The organism is Bifidobacterium sp. WCA-178-WT-4B (assembly GCF_009696495.1).
In the GTDB taxonomy this organism is placed as follows: domain Bacteria; phylum Actinomycetota; class Actinomycetes; order Actinomycetales; family Bifidobacteriaceae; genus Bifidobacterium; species Bifidobacterium infantis.
The window spans coordinates 19483-41801 of sequence record NZ_VULV01000005.1 but is presented as its reverse complement, the minus strand read 5'-3'; the positions used below and the strand labels follow the sequence as shown (position 1 = coordinate 41801).

The 22319-nt window shown below is 56.1% G+C and carries 18 protein-coding genes and 2 pseudogenes; 6 read left to right on the top strand and 14 right to left on the bottom strand.

Features of this window, described 5'->3' with window-relative positions:
- Positions 1 to 681: 681 nt before the first annotated feature.
- From FYJ31_RS05055 to FYJ31_RS05005, 10 genes and pseudogenes are all read right to left on the bottom strand, one after another.
- The gene (locus FYJ31_RS05055; RefSeq protein ID WP_154536151.1) at positions 682 to 2331 is read right to left on the bottom strand and encodes an IS3 family transposase; all 1650 of its coding nucleotides are present in this window, start codon (positions 2329 to 2331) and stop codon (positions 682 to 684) included.
- 133 nt (positions 2332 to 2464) lie between these two features.
- A pseudogene (gene istB / locus FYJ31_RS05050) lies at positions 2465 to 3170 on the bottom strand (IS21-like element helper ATPase IstB).
- A 68-nt stretch (positions 3171 to 3238) separates the two neighbouring features.
- Positions 3239 to 4700 (bottom strand): annotated as a pseudogene (gene istA, locus FYJ31_RS05045) (IS21 family transposase).
- Positions 4701 to 4825: 125 nt separating this feature from the next.
- Positions 4826 to 5239 carry a helix-turn-helix domain-containing protein gene (locus tag FYJ31_RS05040; protein WP_012578361.1) on the bottom strand — a complete coding sequence of 138 codons (414 nt, stop codon included), beginning with the start codon at positions 5237 to 5239 and terminating at the stop codon, positions 4826 to 4828.
- Positions 5240 to 5255: 16 nt separating this feature from the next.
- A complete protein-coding gene (locus FYJ31_RS05035) occupies positions 5256 to 6599 on the bottom strand; it encodes a nucleotide-binding domain-containing protein (RefSeq protein WP_154536149.1) in 1344 nt (447 codons plus the stop codon).
- The gene (locus FYJ31_RS05030) at positions 6592 to 7131 is read right to left on the bottom strand and encodes an SLATT domain-containing protein (protein WP_177189958.1); all 540 of its coding nucleotides are present in this window, start codon (positions 7129 to 7131) and stop codon (positions 6592 to 6594) included. Before FYJ31_RS05030 ends, FYJ31_RS05035 begins: the two co-directional genes overlap by 8 nt.
- 97 nt (positions 7132 to 7228) lie before the next feature.
- The gene (locus FYJ31_RS05025) at positions 7229 to 7879 is read right to left on the bottom strand and encodes an RloB family protein (protein WP_154050310.1); all 651 of its coding nucleotides are present in this window, start codon (positions 7877 to 7879) and stop codon (positions 7229 to 7231) included.
- Positions 7879 to 9198: an AAA family ATPase gene (locus tag FYJ31_RS05020; protein ID WP_071478041.1), complete on the bottom strand. Its 1320-nt coding sequence runs from the start codon at positions 9196 to 9198 to the stop codon at positions 7879 to 7881. Before FYJ31_RS05020 ends, FYJ31_RS05025 begins: the two co-directional genes overlap by 1 nt.
- Before the next feature lie 190 nt (positions 9199 to 9388).
- Entirely contained in the window at positions 9389 to 9625 is a 237-nt protein-coding gene (locus FYJ31_RS05015) for a hypothetical protein (RefSeq protein ID WP_154536148.1), read from the bottom strand.
- 404 nt (positions 9626 to 10029) lie between these two features.
- Positions 10030 to 11421, bottom strand: coding sequence for a hypothetical protein (locus FYJ31_RS05005; protein ID WP_154536147.1), 1392 nt, complete (start codon positions 11419 to 11421; stop codon positions 10030 to 10032).
- Between the two features lie 465 nt (positions 11422 to 11886).
- Between FYJ31_RS05005 and FYJ31_RS05000 the strand changes: the two genes are divergently transcribed.
- Positions 11887 to 13305 carry a polysaccharide biosynthesis tyrosine autokinase gene (locus FYJ31_RS05000; protein ID WP_154536146.1) on the top strand — a complete coding sequence of 473 codons (1419 nt, stop codon included), beginning with the start codon at positions 11887 to 11889 and terminating at the stop codon, positions 13303 to 13305.
- A 224-nt stretch (positions 13306 to 13529) separates the two neighbouring features.
- The gene (locus FYJ31_RS04995; protein ID WP_154536145.1) at positions 13530 to 14912 is read left to right on the top strand and encodes a hypothetical protein; all 1383 of its coding nucleotides are present in this window, start codon (positions 13530 to 13532) and stop codon (positions 14910 to 14912) included.
- 23 nt (positions 14913 to 14935) lie between these two features.
- On the opposite strand, the gene FYJ31_RS04990 is transcribed toward FYJ31_RS04995, so the two are convergent.
- From FYJ31_RS04990 to trxA, 4 genes are all read right to left on the bottom strand, one after another.
- The gene (locus FYJ31_RS04990) at positions 14936 to 16291 is read right to left on the bottom strand and encodes a type II toxin-antitoxin system HipA family toxin (protein ID WP_154536144.1); all 1356 of its coding nucleotides are present in this window, start codon (positions 16289 to 16291) and stop codon (positions 14936 to 14938) included.
- Positions 16269 to 16832, bottom strand: coding sequence for a helix-turn-helix domain-containing protein (locus FYJ31_RS04985; protein WP_012578347.1), 564 nt, complete (start codon positions 16830 to 16832; stop codon positions 16269 to 16271). The genes FYJ31_RS04990 and FYJ31_RS04985 overlap by 23 nt, the downstream gene beginning before the upstream one ends.
- Before the next feature lie 279 nt (positions 16833 to 17111).
- Positions 17112 to 18095 carry a G5 domain-containing protein gene (locus FYJ31_RS04980; RefSeq protein ID WP_154536143.1) on the bottom strand — a complete coding sequence of 328 codons (984 nt, stop codon included), beginning with the start codon at positions 18093 to 18095 and terminating at the stop codon, positions 17112 to 17114.
- A gap of 174 nt (positions 18096 to 18269) precedes the next feature.
- Positions 18270 to 18641, bottom strand: coding sequence for a thioredoxin (trxA, locus tag FYJ31_RS04975; protein ID WP_003828388.1), 372 nt, complete (start codon positions 18639 to 18641; stop codon positions 18270 to 18272).
- Between the two features lie 167 nt (positions 18642 to 18808).
- On the opposite strand from trxA, the gene FYJ31_RS04970 reads away from it, so the two are divergent.
- From FYJ31_RS04970 to gcvH, 4 genes are all read left to right on the top strand, one after another.
- A complete protein-coding gene (locus tag FYJ31_RS04970) occupies positions 18809 to 19471 on the top strand; it encodes an NUDIX hydrolase family protein (RefSeq protein ID WP_174772844.1) in 663 nt (220 codons plus the stop codon).
- A gap of 127 nt (positions 19472 to 19598) precedes the next feature.
- Positions 19599 to 20456, top strand: a complete 858-nt coding sequence (locus FYJ31_RS04965; RefSeq protein WP_154536141.1) for an alpha/beta fold hydrolase — start codon at positions 19599 to 19601, stop codon at positions 20454 to 20456.
- Positions 20457 to 20465: 9 nt separating this feature from the next.
- On the top strand, positions 20466 to 21758 hold the full coding sequence (nudC, locus tag FYJ31_RS04960) for an NAD(+) diphosphatase (RefSeq protein ID WP_154536140.1): 1293 nt from the start codon (positions 20466 to 20468) through the stop codon (positions 21756 to 21758).
- Positions 21759 to 21783: 25 nt separating this feature from the next.
- Positions 21784 to 22197, top strand: a complete 414-nt coding sequence (gene gcvH, locus FYJ31_RS04955) for a glycine cleavage system protein GcvH (protein ID WP_012578342.1) — start codon at positions 21784 to 21786, stop codon at positions 22195 to 22197.
- Positions 22198 to 22319: the final 122 nt, after the last annotated feature.

Sequence of the window (22319 nt, the reverse complement as noted above, 5' to 3'; positions counted from 1 at the left end):
TCGGGAACCGGGACATGCCTCAGTTTGCGTTGGCCGGGGCATGTGCCCATCAATCCACGCCGTGAGCAGCGTGTCCTGCTTTTCGAATGGCCCGCGCCGCATCGTGCGCGCTAGGCTGTATACCACCCTAGGGGGGGGTCTCCTCCCGGTCGGGGAGTCCAAGAAAAGGGGCTGCGGACATTTTCTTGGAGACCGAACGCAAGGATTTGGTTGTGTTCACTCCCGAGGAACGCAAGCGGGCGGTGGAACTCTATCTCACGACATCAACGACGACCGCCGAAGCGGTCGAACATCTCGGTCATCCGACCAGACGGCGCCTGGAACGCCGGCCGGCGAAGGATCCCCGTTACGTCGGCCATATGGCGAAACCCATCATCCCCTGGAAACCAGGCGGAAGACGATCGAACCGGTATCGGGCGGCATGCGCGGAAGCAAGCCGACCGGCGGCTCGGCGCGGGCGTGAGCGCCGTGGCCCATTGGGCCAAGGCGCATCGCGAGGGCGGCATGGCCGCGTTGCCGCCCAGGAACGGGAACGCCGCGCAGGACGGCGGGACACCGTCGAGGCCGCGGCGCGATGACTCCTCCGGCGATGACGGAGACGTGTGTATTCTGTCAAATCGAGGTGGACGCTTGGGGCTGGTGCCGTTTTGTTGGACTCGTCGTTGATTCCATCACCACTAATCATGCCACAAGACCGAGCTCGCGTCGACGATCCATGATGCTCATGCCGAACTCCGTCTTGATCCGCCTGTCCCGGTACCAGACCATGTAGTCGTTGAGCATGTTGATGAACCCGTCCATCGAGACGCCCGCGAAGCTGCGCTTGTGGAAGAACTCCTGCCTGGGACGGCCGAAGAATCCCTCCGCGGCCGCGTTGTCCGGAGAACAGCCTTTCGCGCCCGTCGAACGCGTCAGGTTGTTGTCCTTGCAGATGCGGATCCATTCGGGCCACCGGTAGTGGCAGCCGCGGTCACTGTGGATGATCGGCTTCTCTCCGTCCTTGAGCGTGGAGCAGGCGTCGGTGAGCATGCCGTTGGCCAGCTCGGCGTTCGGGCTCGTGCCGATCGTCCAGGCGACCGGCATGCCGTCGTAGCAGTCGATCACGGGCGACAGGTAGGCCTTTACCGCGGGGATCGAGAATTCCGTGAGGTCCGTGACCCACAGCATGTTCGGCCGCTCGGCGTGGAAATCGCGGTTCACCAGGTTCTTCGGCGCCTTGGTGAGCTCGCCCTTGTACGAGCTGTACCGCTTCGCGCTCTTGAACAGGGGCACCAGGCCATGTGAGGTCATCAGCCGCATGATCCGTTTGGCCGATACCCTGACGCCCATGCTTTTCAGCTCCAGGTGGATCCGCTTGTACCCGTAGCGGCGTTCGCTGTTCTCGAACGCCTCGCGCACGAGCTCCGGCAACGGCGCGTCTTTGTCAGGACGTTTCATGGACTTGAGCTGGTAATGGTACGTGCTGCGCGCGATGCCGACCACGGGCAGCAGGCTTCTGGCGGTCACGCCGAGCTTCTCACTGGTCTGTTTGACGAGGATCGTCTTCTCGCGGCTGGCCGGGTTTTCCGGGTCTGCGCCCGGCTCTTTTCCCAACAGCTCCAACGCGCCCTTCCGGATCGCGATCTCGATGTCGAGTTCCCTCTTCTCCCGTCGTTGCCGTTCGACATCGGCGTCCAACTCGTCCAGACGGGCCTGGAGCTCCGCCACTTTCCTCTCCATCGACGCCAACGCATCCGCCGGACCGGCCGCGTCCGACGCGTTCGGAGCCACGGTCGGCTTGACGGACGGCTCCTTGGATTCCACGACGGTCCTTCTTTTCCCGGATCCGGACACAGTCGCCTCCTCGGATTTCGCGAGCATCTGCCGTTTCCATTCTCGCACAGTCGCGTCCTGCACGCCCAGTTCGGCGGCCGCCTCACGCGATTTCAGCCGTCCGGACGCGACCGCGACCACCGCCTCGCGTTTCAGCTCCTCGGGGACCGGACCGTGCCTCAACTTGCGTTGGCCGGGCGCGAGCTCGTCGATCCACGCCATGAGCAGTTCCTTGCTTTTCGGATAGCCGAGCATCCGCATGGTGCGGCCGGGCCGTCTGCCGTATTCGAGGTAATGGTCCACCGCGGCCCGTTTCTGCCCGTCCGTGTACCGCCTGTAGCGTTCCCCGCGCCCGGAGGGAACGCCGGTGCGCTCCTCCTCGAGCCGGTCCGCGTACCACGACAGCAACACGCCCTTGCTGGGATAGCCGAGCTCGCGGATCACGTCGGCGGCGCAGCGTTCGTATTTGATGTACAGGTCCACGGCTCTGTCGCGCTGCTCCCTGCTGTACTTCGCCATGAGGGGGTTCTCCTCCCGGTCAGGGAGTCCAAGAAAACGTCACCACCTCGCTTTCAGCACTTAATCTGAACACCTTCGGCGTTCAACTTGAACACCATCGTCGGCTGGTTCCTTGTTTTGTTGTTTGTCTGGTTTATTTCATGAGGGAGTGTCTGTTCCGGTAGGATTCGCCGTGGAAGCGGATGATCCCGCCGTGGTGGACGATGCGGTCTATGACCGCGGCGGCCATGTCCCCGTCTCCGAACACGTCGCCCCACCCGCCGGACTCGAGGTTCGAGGCGGAGATGACGCTGCGGGTCTCGTAGCAGTCCGCGCCGGCCTGGAACAGGAGCCTGGCCCCGTCGATGTCGATGGGCAGGCAGCCGAGCTCGTCGATGATGACCAGCCCGGCCGTGCCGATCGACTTGAGCTCGGCGTCCAATCTGTTGTCGTCCTTGGCCTTCCTCAAGCGCATGACCAGGCTGGAGGCGGCGAGGAACCTCACGGGTATCATGCGTTGGCATGCGAGCATGCCGATCGCGATGGCCAGGTGGGTCTTGCCGCAGCCGACGTCGCCGTGGAGCACGAGGTCCTCGGCCCGGTCGACGAATTCCAGGCTTTCCAGCTGTTCGCGGCCCCGGTCGGCGGGGAACGAGGCCATGCCCCCGGTCGTAGCCGTCAAGCGTCTTGTTCTGGGGGAACCCGGCCTGTCCGGGCAGCCGCCGCCGTTTGGATCTGGCCCGGCTGGCGTTCTCGGCCTCGAACAGGTTGGCGAGGAAGCCGGGCCGGCCCGGGGTCGCGTTCTCGATGGCCTTCCCGAGCACGCTGTGGGTCAATGGCGGGTTGCGCGCCAAGGTCATGACCTGTCCGGGTGTGGCCTTGTCGACCACTCCGCCGCCGCGCTTGCGCGGCTGGCCGTCGTGTGCGCTCATGCCTGTCCCTCCATGTATTCGTCATGGTGTTTCGGATCCTGGCCGCCCGAGGAGCCCTTGCCCTCGAGGACGCGTCGGGCGCATGTGGCGATTGCGGCCCGGTCGATGGTCCGTCCGGCGTCGATGACGGTCTCCACCGCTTTGACGGTGGCGGCGAACCCGCATTCGGCGGCCACGGCGCGGATGTCGTCGAGCAGGTTGGCCCGCACGCGTCCGTCCATGCGGTCGAGCAGGGACCGCACGGTATCGGGGCAATCGTTCCTGATTGGGCTTTCGCCCCATATGCGCGGCTTGCGCGCGATGATCGCGAGCAGGCTCGTCGGATCCGCCTGGGTTTCCGCCGATTTCCCCCACACGCGTTCCAATGTGACGATGTGCCCGCCATCGGGATCGCGAAGCTCGATCTCGAAGACGCGCACCCCGGCCTGCAAACGCATCGAACGCCATCTCGGGCCGGCCAGATACCGGTTCGCGTCGATGACGACGGAGCCGGTCTTGTCGGCCTTCACGCTCCTCCAGTCACACGGGTCGAACCGCACGCCAGGCAAGGGCAGCATGTGGTCCTTCTCCGCCTCGAACAGTTCCCGAACCGGAACGCCATGCCGGTAGTGGTCCGATCCGGCGATGCGTTCGCACGCGTCCAGCCACACGCGGGCCGGCGCCCGGAAGCTCTCGGCCGACGGCATCGGCACCATCGGGTCGCGTCCCGCGAAAGCCGACCGCGTTCTCCACGCTGCCCTTCCCGTGGTCGGAATACGGGTTGCAGAACCGGGGTTCGAACCCGTAATGCGCGCGGAACAGGGAGAACAGGCGGGTCCGGGCGGCCGTGCCGTCGGTGTTGCGGTGGCCCACGCCGGTGGCGTTGTCGAACACCACGACCCCGGGCGTCATGCCCGTCCTCTCGAACACCTCCAGCAGTCCCTGGCACACGCATTCCGCGGTCTCGCCCGGCAATGCCGCCACCCGGCGCATGTTCGAGTACGGGAACGACACCGCCAGGAAATGCACGACCCGTTCCACGCCCGCGACCACGGCCCGGGCCTGGCCGAAATCGACCTGCGCGCTTCCCGGCGCCCACTTCGATTCGGCGAAGCCGTCCGACTGCGCTCGATGCTCTTGCCTCCAACGCTTGACCCGGCGCTGCACCGACGAGTACGGGCCCGTGAACCCGCATTCCGCCACGAGCCGCTCGTACACGCGGGTCGCGGTATGGCGTTGCTTGACCGGCATGCGCAGGTCGGCGGCCGGCCATCCGTCCACGATGGCCGCGTACCCGTCGTCGACCAGCGACCTGCCCGGTCGGACGGCATTCGATGGCCTGGGTGAATAATCCCCATGGTTGGCGTACTTGACCACGGTCGTACGCGATACGCCGAGCCTTCGTGATATCTCCTTGTGGCTCAGGCCTTGGCGGTCGAGCTGCCTGATACGCTGTCGGACACACACCGGTGTCGTCATTTCCTTTCCTCCCGAGAACCATCAGTTTGGTTGACAGGCACTCGGGAATCCATCAAGGAACCGGACGATGCCGGTGTTCTCGTTCCACCGGCATCACCGCCGCCTGCAATGTCCAAATTGAACGCTCAAGGTGTACAGAAACAAGTGCCGACAGTGAACACCTTTATTCGATCACACACAGTGGGTCGCGGAGCAGGCTTGTTGGTCTGGCTGGCGTTCCTGTTCCTGGGCTGCATCGCGGCCATGCCGCCCTCGCGATACGCCTTGACCCAGTTGTGGACAGCTCCGACGCTTACGCCGAGCAGTTCGGCGGCCTGCTTCTGCCGCATGCCGTCCGGCACCGGTTCGATCGCCTTGGTCCTCATCTCCGGCGGGATGATTGGTTCCGCCATATGGCCAGCATACCCGGGATCCGCCGCCAGCCAGCGTTCCAAGCACTGCCTGGTCGGATCGCCCAGATGCCTCACCACCTGGGCCGTGGTCATCGGCGTGGTGAAATACAGCTCCACCGTACGTCGCCGTTCCTCGGGACCGGACATATGATAATCCTTTCGTTCAGTCTCCAAGAAAACGTCCGCAGCCCCTTTCTCCCGTTTCACTAATGGGCACATCGATTCGTGATCTTGCAACGCAGATGCCATTTTTAACGGCATAGCATTCAACGAAATGTGGTCCTTGAAAATCTGCATGCTCCCGCAGTGGCGCATCCAATGTGCCTTCTGTGATTTGTCCACGAATGCAATTTCTTTTAAATGCTTCTTCTCCGCAGTTCCTTACTTTCCAGTAAATTTCATAAGGAGATTTTACGTCACATCTGACGATATGAAAATCAAGCTGTTTTCTCGGAAGGAGGGGAAGATGCTTAAAGAGCATGTCTCGTAGACTTTTAGTGCGCCATCCATCTTGAGTGACTTTGCAATCAATTTCGAGATAGTTGCTAATGTCGATGGTGAAAAGATCTTCGATAAATTCCTCATTGTTAGTAATAGAATATTTCTTTAAAAGTTTGCGTTCATTCTCTTGGTGAATAGAATCAACCATACATTTGGCTATTGTTTTTCCGAAAAGTTTGATGAGAGCTTCTTCTCGGTCTGATTCGGATGACGCAGCTCTTAATATGTTGAGAGCTTTTTGTGACTTAGGGACAAATGCTCCTTTGTCATCGTTGGTTACTTGTTGGTTGCTACCGATTGCATGCCAATAGGATTGATTTCTATTGACAAGAGAAAGGTTCTCAAAAACGTCAATAAACAAATCATAAGAATTAAGTGGAATAGAGTTTTTCTGGTCGAAGTATTTCCCGACTAGCGTGTCAATGAGGAGTCCTTTGAAGTGAAAACCTACATTGTTCTTCCAAATGCGAAGAGCGTTACAAATATGAAGTGCAGCATTATCGGTTTGTGCAAATAAGGTTGTGCATGCTTCTTGTTCCGGTATAGGATTAGTTGTTTTCCATGAACCACCATTATGACTATCGGGATATTTGAAGGATCCATCAGTTTGTCTGAATGCAGGCACAAGATCAACTGTAAAATTTTTGGATTCAAAGCTGATGACAACTGCTTGTCCGTCGCCCCTAACATCAGTCTTAGGGTATCGCTCCTTGACCGCTTCCTTGACTTTCTGAAGAAGAGTAGATTGCCCGTTCGATTTATACGAGTCAAATGTATGGAATACATCCTCAGGTAAGTCGAAAAGGACATCAAGATCGCTTGTTCCCGGCACGGCAGTGCCTCTTCCTATTGATCCAACTATGATAAGATGCTCATTTTTTGAATCAATATGGTAGAAGGAGTCATTGAGTTTCTTTCCGATACAGTCTAATACACTTTGATATTCATTAAGAGAATCAAGTTTAATTGATTCAAAGAATGCATCAAAAGTGGCTGTTTCATTCATCTGTGTTCTTCTCCTTTTTATATGAGGAAGTGAGTTCTGACGATGATCTTAGGAATTCTTTCTCGGCTAAGTATTTGGCAAAGAAATTTGTTGAAGGAGCCTTAATGCATGCGGAAGTATAAGCGTCTGAAAGTTGAAATACTTCAGTGAGTGTTTCATCGACGGAAATGTTGTCAGTATTGATTTTGACTTGTAAGTTTTTGATACATTCGCGAATCGATAGAAATTCTCTAGCAGCATGGCGTTGCTCTGTTGCGCGTACGGAGAAACGAAAGCTCTTGGTGAGAAGAGTTGAGAACAGTGAGATTGCAGCTAGAATCGCTGCTGCGATTCTGAGGGATTGGTTATTGGAAAATACTGCCGCCAAAATCCCGGATCCAGAAAAAGCAGTCGTTAGGACAGAAATAAACGTTAAAAGACGATCGGTAATTTCGAATGTATCTGCTACTTTCTCATGTATTTTGTGAGTCCATTCGGTGCCATATAGAATTTGGTCTAAGCGCTTATTTATGATCTGCGTTTTTTCTGTCATATGTTTCTCTTTCTTGGAGCAGAGGTTGAATAACATGCGGATGTGTGATTTTCCTATACCAATTATTTAATCTTGGGACAGGGCCATGTTTCTTCTTTCAGCTCTGTTTATTAGATTTCAGCGTCTCAATCACTTTCGGCATATCGGTCCAAGGGGCGTATTCCTGCTCGTGATATGGCGTGAGCCTGTTGCGCCCCTGACTGTTCTCCGCTGTGTTGTGCCGGGCTGCGTTGCGTGTGGCGGCATCGAGATGTTCGCTGTCGATGAGTTCGTCATTGACGTATTTGTTGCGATTCCCTCCAACGATGCCGGCTTTTGCCGCAGCTGACTCGACATCGGGCGTCAGTGTGTAGCTTGGTGGACAAGCCTTCATATGGTCGAGCAGCCAGACCTCGAAGCAGGGATTGGAAATGATGAGCTCGATCCCATTGTCCTTGCAAGTTTTTGCGGCCTTGCTGTGGTCGTGAAAGTCGTCAACATCGACTACCACCCAGATTTTTTCATAGCAATCTGTGGAGATATCCCGTTCATCCTCTTTCTTCAACTTGCATGCAAAATCCGCGAGCTGTTCAGGACTTTCGTTCTTCTGTTGGTAGTCGATGACAACGTCATATATGGACTCAAGCTGCTTGAAATACTGTCTTTCGGTAACAGCTCCGCCAGCTACGACAAGATAACGCTTCTTGCGTGCTCTGCGGAAACGTGCAGACTTGCGACCATGCGCGGGAACGCCTCGCTTCTTCGCCATCAGTCATCGTCTCCATTCATGATCTGTGCGAACACGGTATGGAAACTGGGGTTCGGTGTGGCGCCATATACACCATTGAGGTAGTTCTTGCCGATGTTCTCTTCCTTTCGAATACCAAGTTCCGTTACCGGGAAGAGTTCCGAGGCGCCGTCTTTATCTTTCTCTACAAGCCATATCTGATCGGGTTGTAGTAGGCGGTTCGACGAACCCGACTGATTGATCAATGACACGTCATGGGTCGTGAAAATGAGCTGGGAGCCGTGGGGATTCGTTGCCGGATCGGTGTACAGCGCCACCAGCTCTGCTACCAAGGTTGGGTGCAGGCTTGTGTCAATTTCGTCGATAAGTGTGACCGTGGGCCTTGATAGCTGACGAAGGGCAAGCGAGAAGAACGACAGCGCGGCGACAGTGCCCCTGGACTCGTTATCCAAGCCGAAGCCGGCAGAGGATGAATCTTCGCCGGTATGAGTGAATTGCAACTGTGTCGCGTTTTTGATGTTGAATGCTTCCTCTAGCTTTCCCTCATCAGCTCCGATCTGAGTCTTCATCTGCTCTTTGAACTGATGCCAGATATCCGAGGGGATGTTCGCCGGAACGCTTTTCACATCGCGGATGCCAAAATCTGCGTACTTGATCAGAGATGTCAGATGCTTCGAAAAAGGTGTCTTGTTCTTGAATTGGTCAAGCAATATGGGCTGTTCCTGTTCGAAAGCGTTTGCCACGCAATACGCCATATCATTCTGGAAAAACGAGAATACAGGTTGGACACATTCGATGCCGGCTGCGGCGGCCGCCGAAAGCAGGAGAGCGTTGGGGCGGAGTCCCACTGTCTTTCGCACTTGCGTTCTAGGTCCTTTGAAAGTGGCTCCGAATTTCACCTCGTCGTTTCCGGTGCGGGAGAACAACAGTGAGGAGTGAGTGGAGAGACGTCCTCCCATGTCCTTAAAGAAGGTAAGCTCTTCCTCTAATATGTGCTTATTGTTATAGCGGAACCAGTACTGGTATTTCAGATGGTTCTCGGCTGTGAACTCCAGGAAGAACATCGATGGTTCCTCGAATGGGTTCTCTCTCAGTAGGAATGGTTCCCTAAGAATATCGCTGTTCGCATCACCTTGGCTGTAGCTGTTTGTCACCATGCTACGCATGGCGCACATCGCCTTCAGGAAATTGGATTTTCCTGATGCGTTGGCGCCGTATATGGCTGTGATTGGAGACTGCCGTGAGTCGTTGGATTCCGTGAACCTTTCGTCGCGAGTCATAGAGAAAGATTGCTCGTCGCGGAAACTCCTGAAATTCGAAAAGCTAAAATCAATCAGCATTGGGTCGCCTCGTAAATGTGTTTTACTCTTTTGATACTGAGATTATAACTAGAAATGTCCATTTTTGCAATTTTCTGCTAAAAGTGATGGTTTTATGAGCGTGTCCACAAATCTATACATTTTCTGGTTTCACTTGGCATAAGAAGGTGCAACCTGTGCCTTACGTGTGCGATTTTCATTTCAGAATTGTTTATTTTCCGTGGAAGCGGTGAGATTGGCTTGCGTGTTCAGGCGAAAGGATTGATTGGGTGGATGCCTTGTCCCACAGCAGGTCAAACCAGTGTCCGCGCCGCTTGCCGAGGGTGACGGCGAATAGTGCTTGGCGGATGAAGTCGAGCAGTGTGCAGGTCGCGTAGCTCGCCAGCAGGATGCCCAGAATCTGCAGGATCGCCAATGGCTGCTGGTACAGGTTCTGCAGGTTGAACAACCGGACTCAGAGCAGTTTCTCGGAGGCGGCGTAATCGGTAATCAGGTACACTGCGAACGCGGATTACGCTATCCGGTTGATGGCACGGCTGTGGAAGGTGGCGCGGTCGAACAGCAGGAACATGCCGAAGCCCACCATGATGACGGGCAGCTTCCATGACCCAGTGATGTAGATTCCCATGCTGTGCCCAAGCAGAGCAACGTTGCAGATGCGGCGGTGTATAACAGGAAGAATCCGAGTCTGATACCAACCATCAGCCAGATTTGTTTGGTCGTGAAAGGTTTCATATACCACTTATAGGCGGAATCTCCAATCTAACGGGTGCTGCACTTTCAATTAGACAACGGGCGTATGCGCACTCTTTATCGGCATGATAGAGAGTAGCGAATTGTGATTCTCGCAATCTAAAGGGAATTGATGTTGTTTTTTCCTCGATTCATTATTGTGCAGACAGCCCATATGAACAGTGGAATTGCATAGAATGCGTATGATTCAAACTGAATATATAGGTATGCGAGAAGAATGAACCAGCATATGTTCCGTCGGCTCCATCCATGATGGACCGCTACATGTGCTAATACCAAGAGCAAGAAGGTCAAAAAGCAAAATAGGCCAAATTCGGTAATGAAGCTGGCATAGATGCTCATTGTGAAAGTATCCGCTGGGGGATTTGCTAAACTGTCGATTTCGGTATTGGGCGCACCGCCATTGGCGTCATACCATTGGCGGGCACCGGCGTAACCAGTACGCACTGCATTAGAGATATTGCCTGCGCCCCATCCAAACATGAAGTGAGGTAGATCATGTTTCCATGACCACATGGGAGCGAGCATATGGAAGATTCTTGCACTCATCGATCCGTCACCAGCAAGTAATCCATTGGTGACTAAAGAGTTTAGACGCGGATTGATGATAATTGCGCTCAATCCACCTGCTCCAAGAAGTCCTAAAGCACCGACGAACCCAGCTGTTGCCTTACGTGAGTGGAAGTTGATTGTCGCTATCAGCCAGATAAATGTAGCTACCACTGTATCCAGTATGATTCGGGTGCCGGAGCCCATCGCAATTGCTCCAGCGGCAAATATCGGTATCAATATGCCAATCTTGCGGTCGCGGGTCAGCCAGAAAACTGGCAGGAGTACGCCGAACAAATGCATGCCGATATAGCTAGGTTCTGCGAACATGAATTGAGGACGAAAGCTCGCATAGTTTCTATACAGAGCACCCCCAAAATATGCTTGTACTGGCTGCCAGTTCAGATGTCGTTCTAAAGCGATATATTGCAGTATCCCAATGAGGAATGCCACTACATATGCGGTGAATAGCGTAGTTAACAATGTTCGTACAGGTACACGTTTAATGCGGATCGCGATGTCGAGCGAAGCCAAGCACGCCAGCCCTAACAATATGGAGATGAATGACTTTGCGGTTGCGTTGGCGTGTATTCCATATGACTGCCAGCCGTATACGGATGTGAGCACTAGTAGCAGGGGAAAGAGGAAGAACGGCAGGAAGCGGCGTGCGGTATCGCGCAAGTATCGCCAGTTGATGATTGTGTACAGGGTGAACAACCAGGGGGAGATTGGCGTCCAATAGGGGAGTGGAATGCCAATTTTTGTGCCATCAAATGGCAGCATGGCCACTGCGGCAAACATCAACATGTCTGATGGGGTGATGGTGATACGAGTCAGCGTCTCGGTCATTGCCCCACGCTGTAGCGCGGGGCAATGACCGGAGTTTCTGCGTTTTTCTTGAACTGACTTGTTGCCGAGCTGCGTATTGTTCGGTGTGGACATACTTGGTTCCCTCCCATATCCTCCGTGAGAACTGTACCAGTTGCATGTGTGGGTGAGGTGATGGGGGTTCGGCCAACCGTTCACTTTCATGAAGTACTTTTAAACTCCCACCAAGTAATTGGCAGTCGCTTACAAAATTCGAATCCTTGCAGCAAGGATGCCATAATATATTCCTTCAAACTGCATAAATAGTATTGACAATTTTGATTGTAATGAATGATAATTTGAATTACAATTTTATATATCACATTCTCAATTTCAATTCATAATATGGAATAGGGAAATAGTGTTGTCGCAAAATATTTAGTGAGAGTACATTGTGATTGCGATTGTGTACAGTTATTCTGCAGTCGTATCAAGGGTTTTGGTCATTGTTCACAAGGATACAAAAGCTCGAGAAGTTCCCCGGTAGGTGCTAAATTATAGACCATCTGTGAAAATTTCCCGAAGAGGTAAGGAAGAACATTGACCATCGCTGATTTGCTGCAGATTGTTCGCAAGCATCTCGCGTCTGCGATTATCTCGTTTGTGGTGGTGTTTGCTGCGGTTGCAGCTGTCACATTCATCATGCCGCCGAAGTACACGGCTACGGCTGAAGTGTTCGCCACGTATGCCGGTCAGTCCGGCGAGACGCAGACCACCAACGATATGAGCTCGGGTGCCAATTATTTGAATACCCAGATCACGACGTATCCGGAACTGGTGAAGACCGAAGCCGTGCTCCAGCCCGTCATTAAGGACCTCGGTCTGGATATGACCACGACCGATCTTGCCGATGTGGTGACCGCTACGAACCCCACGAACACATTCATGGTGGACATCTCGGCGGAAGTCGGCGATCCGCAGCAAGCGGCCGACATCGCCAACAGCGTGGCGAAGAACCTGGCCGATCAGGTTTCTTCCGACCTGTACAACAACTCCTCTTCCAGCGGCTCTCCCATCAAGCTCACGGTAGTGCAGAAGGCTCAGACTCCTACCGGGCAGAGCTCCCCGAACATTCCGCTGTATCTGGCCGTGGGCCTGATTCTCGGCCTCATCGTAGGCATTGGCGTTGCCCTGCTGAAGGACATCCTCAACACCAAGGTGGACTCCACCGACGACGTGCGCGAACTGACCCACGCCTCTTCGCTGGGTACCGTGCCGCAGGCTGCGATTCTTGACGACAGCCGCCCGGTCGTGGTTGCTCAGCCGGCCGGTAGCGAGGCCGAGGAATTCCGTCGTATTCGCACGAACCTTTCGTTCCTTACCACCACCGCCACGCAGGGTCATGGCCGACTGCTGGTCATCACCTCTACCGATCCGTCCGAAGGTAAGACGACGGTTTCCTGTAACGTTGCCGTGGCTCTCGCCGAGGAAGGCAAGAGTGTGCTGCTTATCGACGCCGATTTGCGCCACCCATCCGTGGCTCACAAGTTCGGCATTGAAGGCCACGTGGGCCTGTCTCACGTGCTGTCTCGCCAGGCGTCCCCGGCCGATGTCATTCAGAAGTATTGGAAGCCGAACCTGCACATCATGTCTGCCGGCAAGCGCCCGGCTAACGCCAGCATTCTGCTGAACTCCGACCTGATGAAGGAAATGGTCGAGCAGGCCCTCACCCAGTACGATTACGTGATCATCGATACTGCTCCGCTGTCCGTTGCCAGCGACGCCACCGTATTCGGTCGTATGGCCGGTGGTCTGGTGCTCGTGACCGGTAAGGGCGTTGTGGAGAAGAAGGAGCTGAGAAGCACCGCTACGGCTCTGCAGACCGCCGAAGTGCCGATTCTCGGCTTCATCTTCAACTTCGCTGATCCGAAGAAGATGCACTCGAAGAACTATTACTACTACTATTACGAGGACGGCAACAAGCGCAGATCTCATAAGGGCGCCAAGAGCAAGGGCTAGGGCAAGAAGGAAGGCCGCAAGTAGTAGTTTCGGCGTTTGCCTATTGTCTTGCAATATGAACCGTGCGGTACTTCTGTGTCGCACGGTTTTACTGTTAAAGGACTGAGTTGTTTGGGTGCATGATGCTGGCTGTATATCGAATAGTAAAGAATTGTGACGTTCTTGAGTACCAGCTGGCACACTTGGCATGGGGCTGTATAAACTGACAGTTTGGAATGACTTCAATGACGCAAAGGAATGAAAAGAGCATGGGAACAGACGAACGCCCTGAACCGAACGCGGAATCTGGTTCCTCTACGTCGCCGGCTCGCGGCGATATCGTCGATACCTGCTGGGACATACCGCCTATCTCGTTTGTCGATAACGCAGGCAGCGCTGCGTCGGGTGACGGCAACAGTACTGGTGCTGTTGCGGATGGCTCTCAATCTGCATTCCCCAGCTTTGACGAAGTAATGGAATGGCCCGCTGCGGGCGCGGCGAATACTGATGGCGGTACCTCTCCCTTTTCCGATGCGGCGGCTACTCCTCCGATGACTTTTGCGGCGCCTGATACTGCGGAGAGTACTCAGTCGCCTCAGCGGGATGACAATGCGACGCTGTCGCTTTTTGCGCCGGTTCCTGAAGCCAAGCCGCAACGTGATAGTGCCACAGACGATCTGAGCATCGATTTCAGTGCCATCGAGCAGAACCCTGAACCGGTGGAGGAGCCGGAGGGAGACCGCGCGGCAGAGACTCCTCGCGGTGGCAAGGGCGGCAAGAAGAGGACCAAGGGCATTATCATTTCGGTGATTGCTGCGCTGGTGGTGATTGCAGCGATCATTGGTGGTGTATGGTACTGGCGTTCCAGCGAGCAGCGTCAGGAAAGCCATCAGCTGCATCAGGATGCGTTGACAGCATGTGCTGAGGCCGTGGACCAGAATTCCACCGCTCAGAAGGCGCTGGCCAAGGCGTTGGCCGACGCCAAGAGTGCTCAAAGCATTACAGCTGATCAAGTGGCTGACGGCGCGACCGTGGATGCGTTGAAGAAGGCAGTTGCTGCGGTAAAGAACGTGGAAGCGGTGGAGTGCAAGACTTCAGCTTCTACGTCGGACCTCAAGGAATATGCCAAGACAGCCACTAGCCAGACCAAGACCGCCAAGAAGAACGCCACTGCGATTACTGCCGCGGCAAAGGCCGTGACGGACAGCAAGAACGCCAAGGATCAGGCTAACGCCCAGCAGGCGTTGCAGGGCAAGATTGCCGAGGCTCAGACTTTGCTGGACAACAGCCTGTATGCCGTCGACGATAATTCAACGCGAGTGACGCTGGAAAGTGACATCGCCAACGCCAATACCGTGCTGTCCCAGCAGGGCACTGACGTAAAGGCCATGCAGGATGCCGTCAACACGCTGACTGCGTCCATGGATGCAGTAAACACGTCCATGGCCAACTACAGCGCAGCTGTTGAGGCTCAGCAAGAAGCAGCGCGGCAGAAAGCTCTGAATGATTATTATGCACGATTAAGGCAGCAGCAGTTGTTGCAGCAGCAACAGCAAAAACAACAGCAAAAACAACCAGACGATGAGGGGGTCATGCGGCCGAAACCGGAAAATGAGCCGAAGCCGTAAGTGATTGTGCTCTAGCCTAATTGTCAAAGGAACCGCGAATAACAGTAGCGCGCATTTCCACCATTTGCTGTTGCGAACCAGCTCAATATACGCGTGCTTTGTGCCGCTATGCCGTCACGGATTCGCATAATCAGTTCGAATTTATTTGCGGTTTGTTCGCCGGTGGCGGATTGCTCCAGCTGTTGTGCCAGTGCAAGAGCTTCCTCAGAAACTTGTAGGAATGCTGGCAATGTGCTCAATGCATATTCGAGAAGTATATTACCGAGCGTCTCCCAATCGGATTGTCCTGTACATGCTTCGGCAAATCGATGCCAGTGACGTAAATCGATACGTTCCCATGAATATTCTCCTCCAATGCGCATCGCAAGTTTACGTTCTTTGCGCTGTGTATCGTAGGCAAAATACGATGCGATATCGTATAGCGGTGCAAGATGGGGTGTCCCGCCGATTGGTTCCAAAATAGCATAATTCTTGGCATGTGCATCTCCGCCGGCAATGATGTAGTTGAAAACCAACGCTTTGAAGAAAAGATGTACGCTGTCCTCTGGCAAACCATTGTCGCGCATGAAATGCACGATGTCAGTGGCTCCTGGGCCTCCCTCTGATTCATACTTTTGGTCGGTCGTAACACTCATCGCTTGGCATAAATCCTCCTGATGAATGCGCTTCACGATTGCGGGTGCGACGCTGTTGTCGACAATGCGATCCCATCGTTCGCTGACTATTGCCGGAATGCCGCCGAAAAGACAATAGTCGGATTGTGCAACGGGAATTCCGAGTTTCTTTGCGGTATTAAGACATATGTATTCATTGAATGCCTGTTCGTGCAGACTACTTACTCCGGGTTTGATGATGTGAGTAGTGGCGGCTTTGCCTTCGGCCTCATACCATTGTCCATTGGTGAATCTGACGGCGAGTTTGTCATGTGCGCCGTTTAAAGACCAATGTTCATCGGGGCTTTGCCAGGAAGGCGGCTGTTCCCCTGTTATTTTTTCGAGTCGTTGTCCGATTTGTTCTTTGCTGATTGGCGTAATCGTTTCTGTGATTAGAGAGTCTGATTTTTCGGGAATGAATTGCACCCCTCCACCACAGTCAAGGCCAACGGCGGTGAGTAGCGAAAAAGGATTGCGCGCATTAACGCCATGTAAACGTGCTATGCGTTGCCTGACTGCTGGGTCATCAGGAAGGATCCCATCAATATACGCTTCGACTGCAATGCCCTTCCATGGTGCTGCGCGGCGCGGCATCGATAATGATAACTGCGCATTGCTGGGGCTTGATAAGTCATAGGTGAAAGTATGATTGCCGAAAAGATCCTCTTGGAGGACTCCTAAGTGGATGCCTTCCAAAAAAACGTTAAGCATCTTGATTTTTGTCATCGTATTCCTCGCTGTCGTTCGGTTCGTCTGCCCCTGTAAGGTCATATGCGTCGGATGCTGAGGATAGGTCATGCAATGTGTCGAGATATTGTCGCACTGGCAGCGAAGATATGGATTTCAGTTGAAGCTGATATTGTTTGAGCTGCTCTTGGAATGATGGTAACGAGGTCGCTTGTTCCGCAATCTGCTTGGCCAGTTTTGCCATGCTTGGTGTATTGGTTTGGCTCAATGCATCTGATGTTTCTGCGAACGTATTCTGATTGCTTGCGAGAGATGCATGCGCTGATGGGTACGGGGCTATGTCCTGTGTGGAGGGCACTTCGTATGACACGGTAAAAGTGACCTCTAGGGCGTTGCATAATGCAAGGATTCGGCTGAGGCTGGCGTTTTCGATTTTTCCTTGTTCTAATTGGTTGATCCAAGGACGGCCGAGACCGGTTTGTTGGGCGAGCGCTGTCTGCGTGAGTCCTTTGGCGATGCGTGCGTCACGTAGGCTGATAGCGAGCTGACGGGGCGACCGTATGATACTAGAAGCTTTCATTGATCCACCTCGATGTTAGTGATACCGAACATTACTGTCATTGTTCGATCATTCTAACATTACATATGAATATTGTGTTGTCTATCTCTAACATTTTATAAAATGTTAGAGATAGACAACACAATTATTATTCGGCTGATAAGGCGCAGAAATGCTGATGCCGGTCCCCGATGATTGGGAACCGGCATCATGCGCATGAGTTCGCTCGGCGTTTGGGCCGGGTTTCACTCAGCCTTCTTGCGGCGCGGAACCTGTTGTGTACGTGTTGATTTGGCTGGCTTAGTAGCTCTTGTGTGCCTGCCAGTACGCGTACGCGCCGGAAATCGAACCATAGCGGTCTTTGCAATAATTCACAAACCACTTGAACTGGGTCTGGTAGTTGGTCTGCCAGTCTGCACCTGCGGAAGCCATCTTGCTGCCCGGCAGCGCCTGCGGCAGGCCATAAGCACCTGAAGACGGGTTCGTGGCGGTGGGGCTCCAGCCGGATTCGTGGCTGATGATGAAGTTGGCGGCGGTGAAGTCGGCCTCGGAGTAGCCGTTGGAAATCAGGTAGTCATGCGCCCAGGACTGAATCTCGCCGGCCGGCGTGGTGGTGCCGAGGCTGGCGGCGCTGGGCGAAGACACGGTGGCGGTACCCACCAGAATCACCTTGTCGACCGGTGCCTTCTTGACCCATGAGGTGAACACGTTGGAGGAGACGACCTTATCGCCGGAGCGGGTCACCAGAGACGTGGTCTCCAGCACACCCTTCTCACCCTCGGTCTCGACCTTCTCCTGGCCATTGGGCAGGCTCGAGGTCTCCTTGCGTACTTCATTGAAAGCGATATCGGTGTCGGTGGTCTCCACCGTGGTGTTGGCGCGGTCGATGGAAATGACCGTGGACTCGGTGACCTTGGAATCCAGGCTTGGGCTCACGCTATCTTCCGGATCGAGAACGATATCGCCGGTTTCCAGCACATCCTTGACGGTGGTCATGCTGTCTTTTTCGCCGAGGACCACGCGGGACTTGCCGTTGACCTTGACGGTCACATAAGTGGTGCTCTTGAGCGCACCACGGGAGGCCGAGCGGGAAGCTGCGCCGTCGGTGGCGGAGAATGAGGTTGGGGTGATGGGATGCGTAGCGGTGCTCGACTGATAGAAGTCGCGAGATATAACGCCTGCAGTGGCAATGAGACCCACTGCGGCTACGGCCGCTGCGATCTTCGCCCACTGACCCCGAGATAGGGTCTTGACGATTGAGGTTCGCTCAGCGTGCTTCGACATTGCGCTCCTTGGTTGGGTACACACTGCTCTCCATCATAGGACGTTGAGTGGATGAATAAAAAATCCGTGGTGGGTGTTCGACCCGCCACGGATGGCATATGTAGTAGTTAGCAGTGCAAGGAAGCGCTATATATGGGCTTTTTCCGTGCTTCCGCTGCCGCAGCGTGATAAGGCTTACTGCTGCTCCTGCGCTGCCTGCTGCGCTTTGGCGGCGGCCAGATCCAGCGCCTTGGCCTGGGCGATGAGGTCGTCCAGATCGGAGGCCTGCAGCGCGCCGGCCTGCTGGAAAATGACCTCGCCCTGCTTGGCAATCATCAGCGTAGGTACCGCCTGAATGCCGGCGGCCTGAGCCAGATCCTGATTGGCATCGATGTCCACCTTGACGAAAGCGATGTTCGCATTCTCCGGCTCGTTGGACGCAGCCTCGAAAATCGGGCCGAATGCTCGGCACGGACCGCACCAAGTGGCCCAGAAGTCAACGAACACGATTTCGTTGTCGGTAATGGTCTTCTCAAACTCAGCTGAAGTGATGGCGGTTGTGGCCATTGAAGTTCCTTCCTCAAACACAGTGCTTGATGCTGTGTACCAGTTTCCCAGCACCACCCAACATTTCGGCAAAAGTTTGTGCCCCAAGCTGAATGGATTGCGGGCGCATGGAGGCGATGAGGCGCTTTGCTGAGAATTCACAGACAATTTTTCGGTGAATTGTGCCCATGTTCATCAATGCGCGCGATAATGAGACCATGCCAGTCATGAATGATGAAGTGCCCGACGAGGGCGATTACGATGCCGGCCGTGGCCGCGGCGAATTCGACAACATCACGCCCGAGGACTTCATTCACGGCGACGGTTCGGGCCACGGCAACCCGCCGGGATGGCTGGGGCCGGCCGACATCAACCGGGCCCGCCACCAGATGCCCATCGCGTACGTGGAGATCGTGCCCGTGCGCACCGATGAGATGGGCCGCATTGCCCAGGTCGGCTCGTTGCTGCGCGTCGCCGAAGACGGGTCGATCGAGCGTACGCTGATCACCGGCCGTGTGCTGTATCACGAAACGTTGCGCGAGGCCATCGCCCGCAATGTGGCCAAGGATTTGGGCGATATCGCCTTGCCGCTGCTGCCGGTCGGGCTCCAGCCGTTCACCGTGGCCGAATTCTTCCCTACGCCGGGACTAAGCGAATACTACGATCCGCGCCAGCACGCCATCGCACTGTGCTACGTGGTACCTATCGCTGGCGACTGCAAGCCACAGGACGAGACGCTGGATGTGGAATGGGTGGATCCCAAGAGCGACGTAATGAACACGTTCGTGGCGCAGATGGTCAACGGTCATGGTCGCATCGTGCGGCAGGCGTTGGCCTGGGCCGGAATCTGACAGTTGTTCTGCTTCCCGCTGGTGGGGATGGCGCGTGGCGACGGAGGGCGGTCCGCGTTGAAACCGCTCACAGCCGACTGAGCCGACAGCTCCGCCAGTGGGGTGTGAATGTGAAGGAGTAACGACAATGGCAATCGAATTGGCCAATCATATCTATCGCGATGGCGAAGGCGTGCCGGTGGTGCTGATGAACGCCTACCCGGTGGACCACCGCATGTGGGACGTGTGCGCGAAGGCGCTCGCCGACTTCGCCGACCTGAACGATGTGCCGGACTTCCCGATTTGGGCGCCGGATATGGCAGGCTCCGGCGCATCCCCGGTTCCCAGCGAGGTCGATTCCGGCCCGCGTATGGCCAACGGCGCGTACAGCGAGGCGCTGGATCGCCTGGCCGGAGCCTACGTGGACCTGATCAAGGCCGCCGGCTATGAGCAGGCGATCTGGGTCGGGCTGTCGATGGGCGGCTACGTGGCGATGGACATCCAGCGCCTGTACCCCGAAACGGTGGCCGGACTGGCCTTGTGCGACACGATGGCCGCGTCCGACGGTGTGGGCGGAGAGAACCGACTGAAGATGGCGGACGCCGCCGAACAGACGAACTCGGTCGAACCGGTCATGCACTTCGCGCAACCGGCCGATGGCGATTCCACCGTCAAGAAGACTCCTGAATTCATCGCGACCATGACCAGCTGGATCAACGAACAGAACCCGGCTGGTCTGGCTTGGCGTCAGCGCATGACCTATGGCCGGCCCGAATTGGGGGCGGTGCCGGAAACGATCAGCGCGCCGAGCCTGGTGGTATCCGGCGAACTGGACCCCTCCAGCAACCCGAGCGTGATGCGTCCGCTCGCCGAACGAATCACCGGCGCTGAATTCATCGACATTCCGGACTGCGGCCATTTCAGTGCCGTCGAACATCCGGATACCGTGGCGCGGGCGCTGCTCTCGCTTGTCAGGCGCGTGCAGAGCGCGCAGAAGAACGCATAGGAGACCTCGATGACCGCTGGCATTCATTTCTCGCCTCTGGCGCTGACCCATGCGCTGCCGTTCCTGCCGCTCGCGCAAGGTGACATCGACTATCAGGTGGACCGGCGAAGCGAACCTGGCCTGATCGACGAGCTGCTGGCCGAGCCGACCACCAAAGTCGTGCTTACGCGCGGCGGACTTGTCGCCGTACCGCGCGGCCAAGGCGAGCTCGTGGACTATGAGAACGTGAAAATGCGGCTCGCCACGTTGCCGGGCGCCTATGTGTCCGCCGAACTGGCACGCTACCCCGAAGCGGTCGCCATGTTCCTCGGCTCCTATGTCGGGGCGCGCGGCGAATCCGTGGTCGCCGTGGATATCACGCGCGTGCCGGAAGCCGGTGTTCCCGGTGTTGACGGGATTGCTGATGTTTCCGGTGCTGCCGGCGGCGTGCTCGGCACCCAGGATTCCGGCACCGTGGACGGCGCGCTGGGCAAGAACGGCATCAGCGGAGGTGCTGCCGCCGGAATACGGCAGCCGGGAGATACCAAGGGCAATGGCGGCGTAGCCGCAGCCAAAATCGCCGGGCCGCTCGGTGTACCGGATTCGGCCGGACAAGGTGCGGACGATGCCTTCGATGATTCGGTCGGCGCGCCCGTACAACCCTTGGTCCCGAAGCCCACGCTGTTGCAACAGGCCGTGACCCGGTTCGACTGGGTGGATCTGCGCGGGTTCGCCCCTCACGCCAACGCGCGCGAGGCTGGGCAAGCCACCAGTGCCATCACCTTAAGCATCTGGCACAGCCGCCAGCGGTTCTGTCCCACCTGTGGCGCGGCGGTCCGGCCGGCGCTCGCCGGATGGGCGCAGCGATGCACCAACGAGGCGGACGGCAACCGTGTGCTGTTCCCGCGCGTGGAGCCGGCGGTCATCACCGCCATCGTGGACGGGCACGACCGTCTGCTGCTGCAACACAACGCGGCATGGAATGATTCGAGGCTGTATTCGGTGTCCGCCGGATTTGTGGAGGCGGGGGAGAACCTTGAACACGCCTGCCGCCGCGAGGCCATGGAAGAGACCGGCATCGAGCTCGGCGAGGTGCGGTACCTGGGCTCGCAGCCGTGGCCGTTCCCGGCTTCGCTGATGATGGCGTTCAAGGCACATGCAATCACCACCGACGTGCATGTGGACGGCGAGGAGACCATGACCGCGCGATGGGTCACACGCGACGAATACACGGCCGAGCTCATCGCCGGCCGTATGGCGGCGCCGGGCCGCGCCACCATCGCCCGCTACATGATTGAGGAATGGCTCGGTCGCGAGCTGTGACGGACCGCGAAGATAGGTTAGGCTTATGACTATGAGTGATGACAACGAAAACGAACAGCCGCTGAACCTCGACATTCCCGACCATCTCGAATACTCCGAGGAGCATGCGTGGGTGGACCGTTCGGTCGACCCCGCAATCATCGGCATCACCGAATACGCCGCCGACCAGCTTGGCGAACTTGTGTTCGTGGATCTGCCTGAGCCTGGCGCCCGTGTGGAGGCCGGCGACGAGATCGTGGAGCTTGAATCCTCCAAGGCCGTCCAGCCGTTGATCAGCCCCGTGGCGGGTACGGTCAAGTATGTGAACCGTGACGTGGCGGACGACCCGTCCGTGGTCAACGGCGATCCGTACGGCGAAGGCTGGCTGCTGAAGGTCGAGCTTGACGACGATGAGCCGGAGCTGCTGAGCGCCGACGAATACGCGAATGTCGTGCGGTAGTTCTACCCATGGCTCCCCCTGAGGGGAGCTGGCTATGAAGCGGACTGAGGGGAGTTTCCATATGTTGGGGGACTCCCCTCAGTCGCCCATGGCGACAGCTCCCCTCAGAGAGGGGAGCCAAG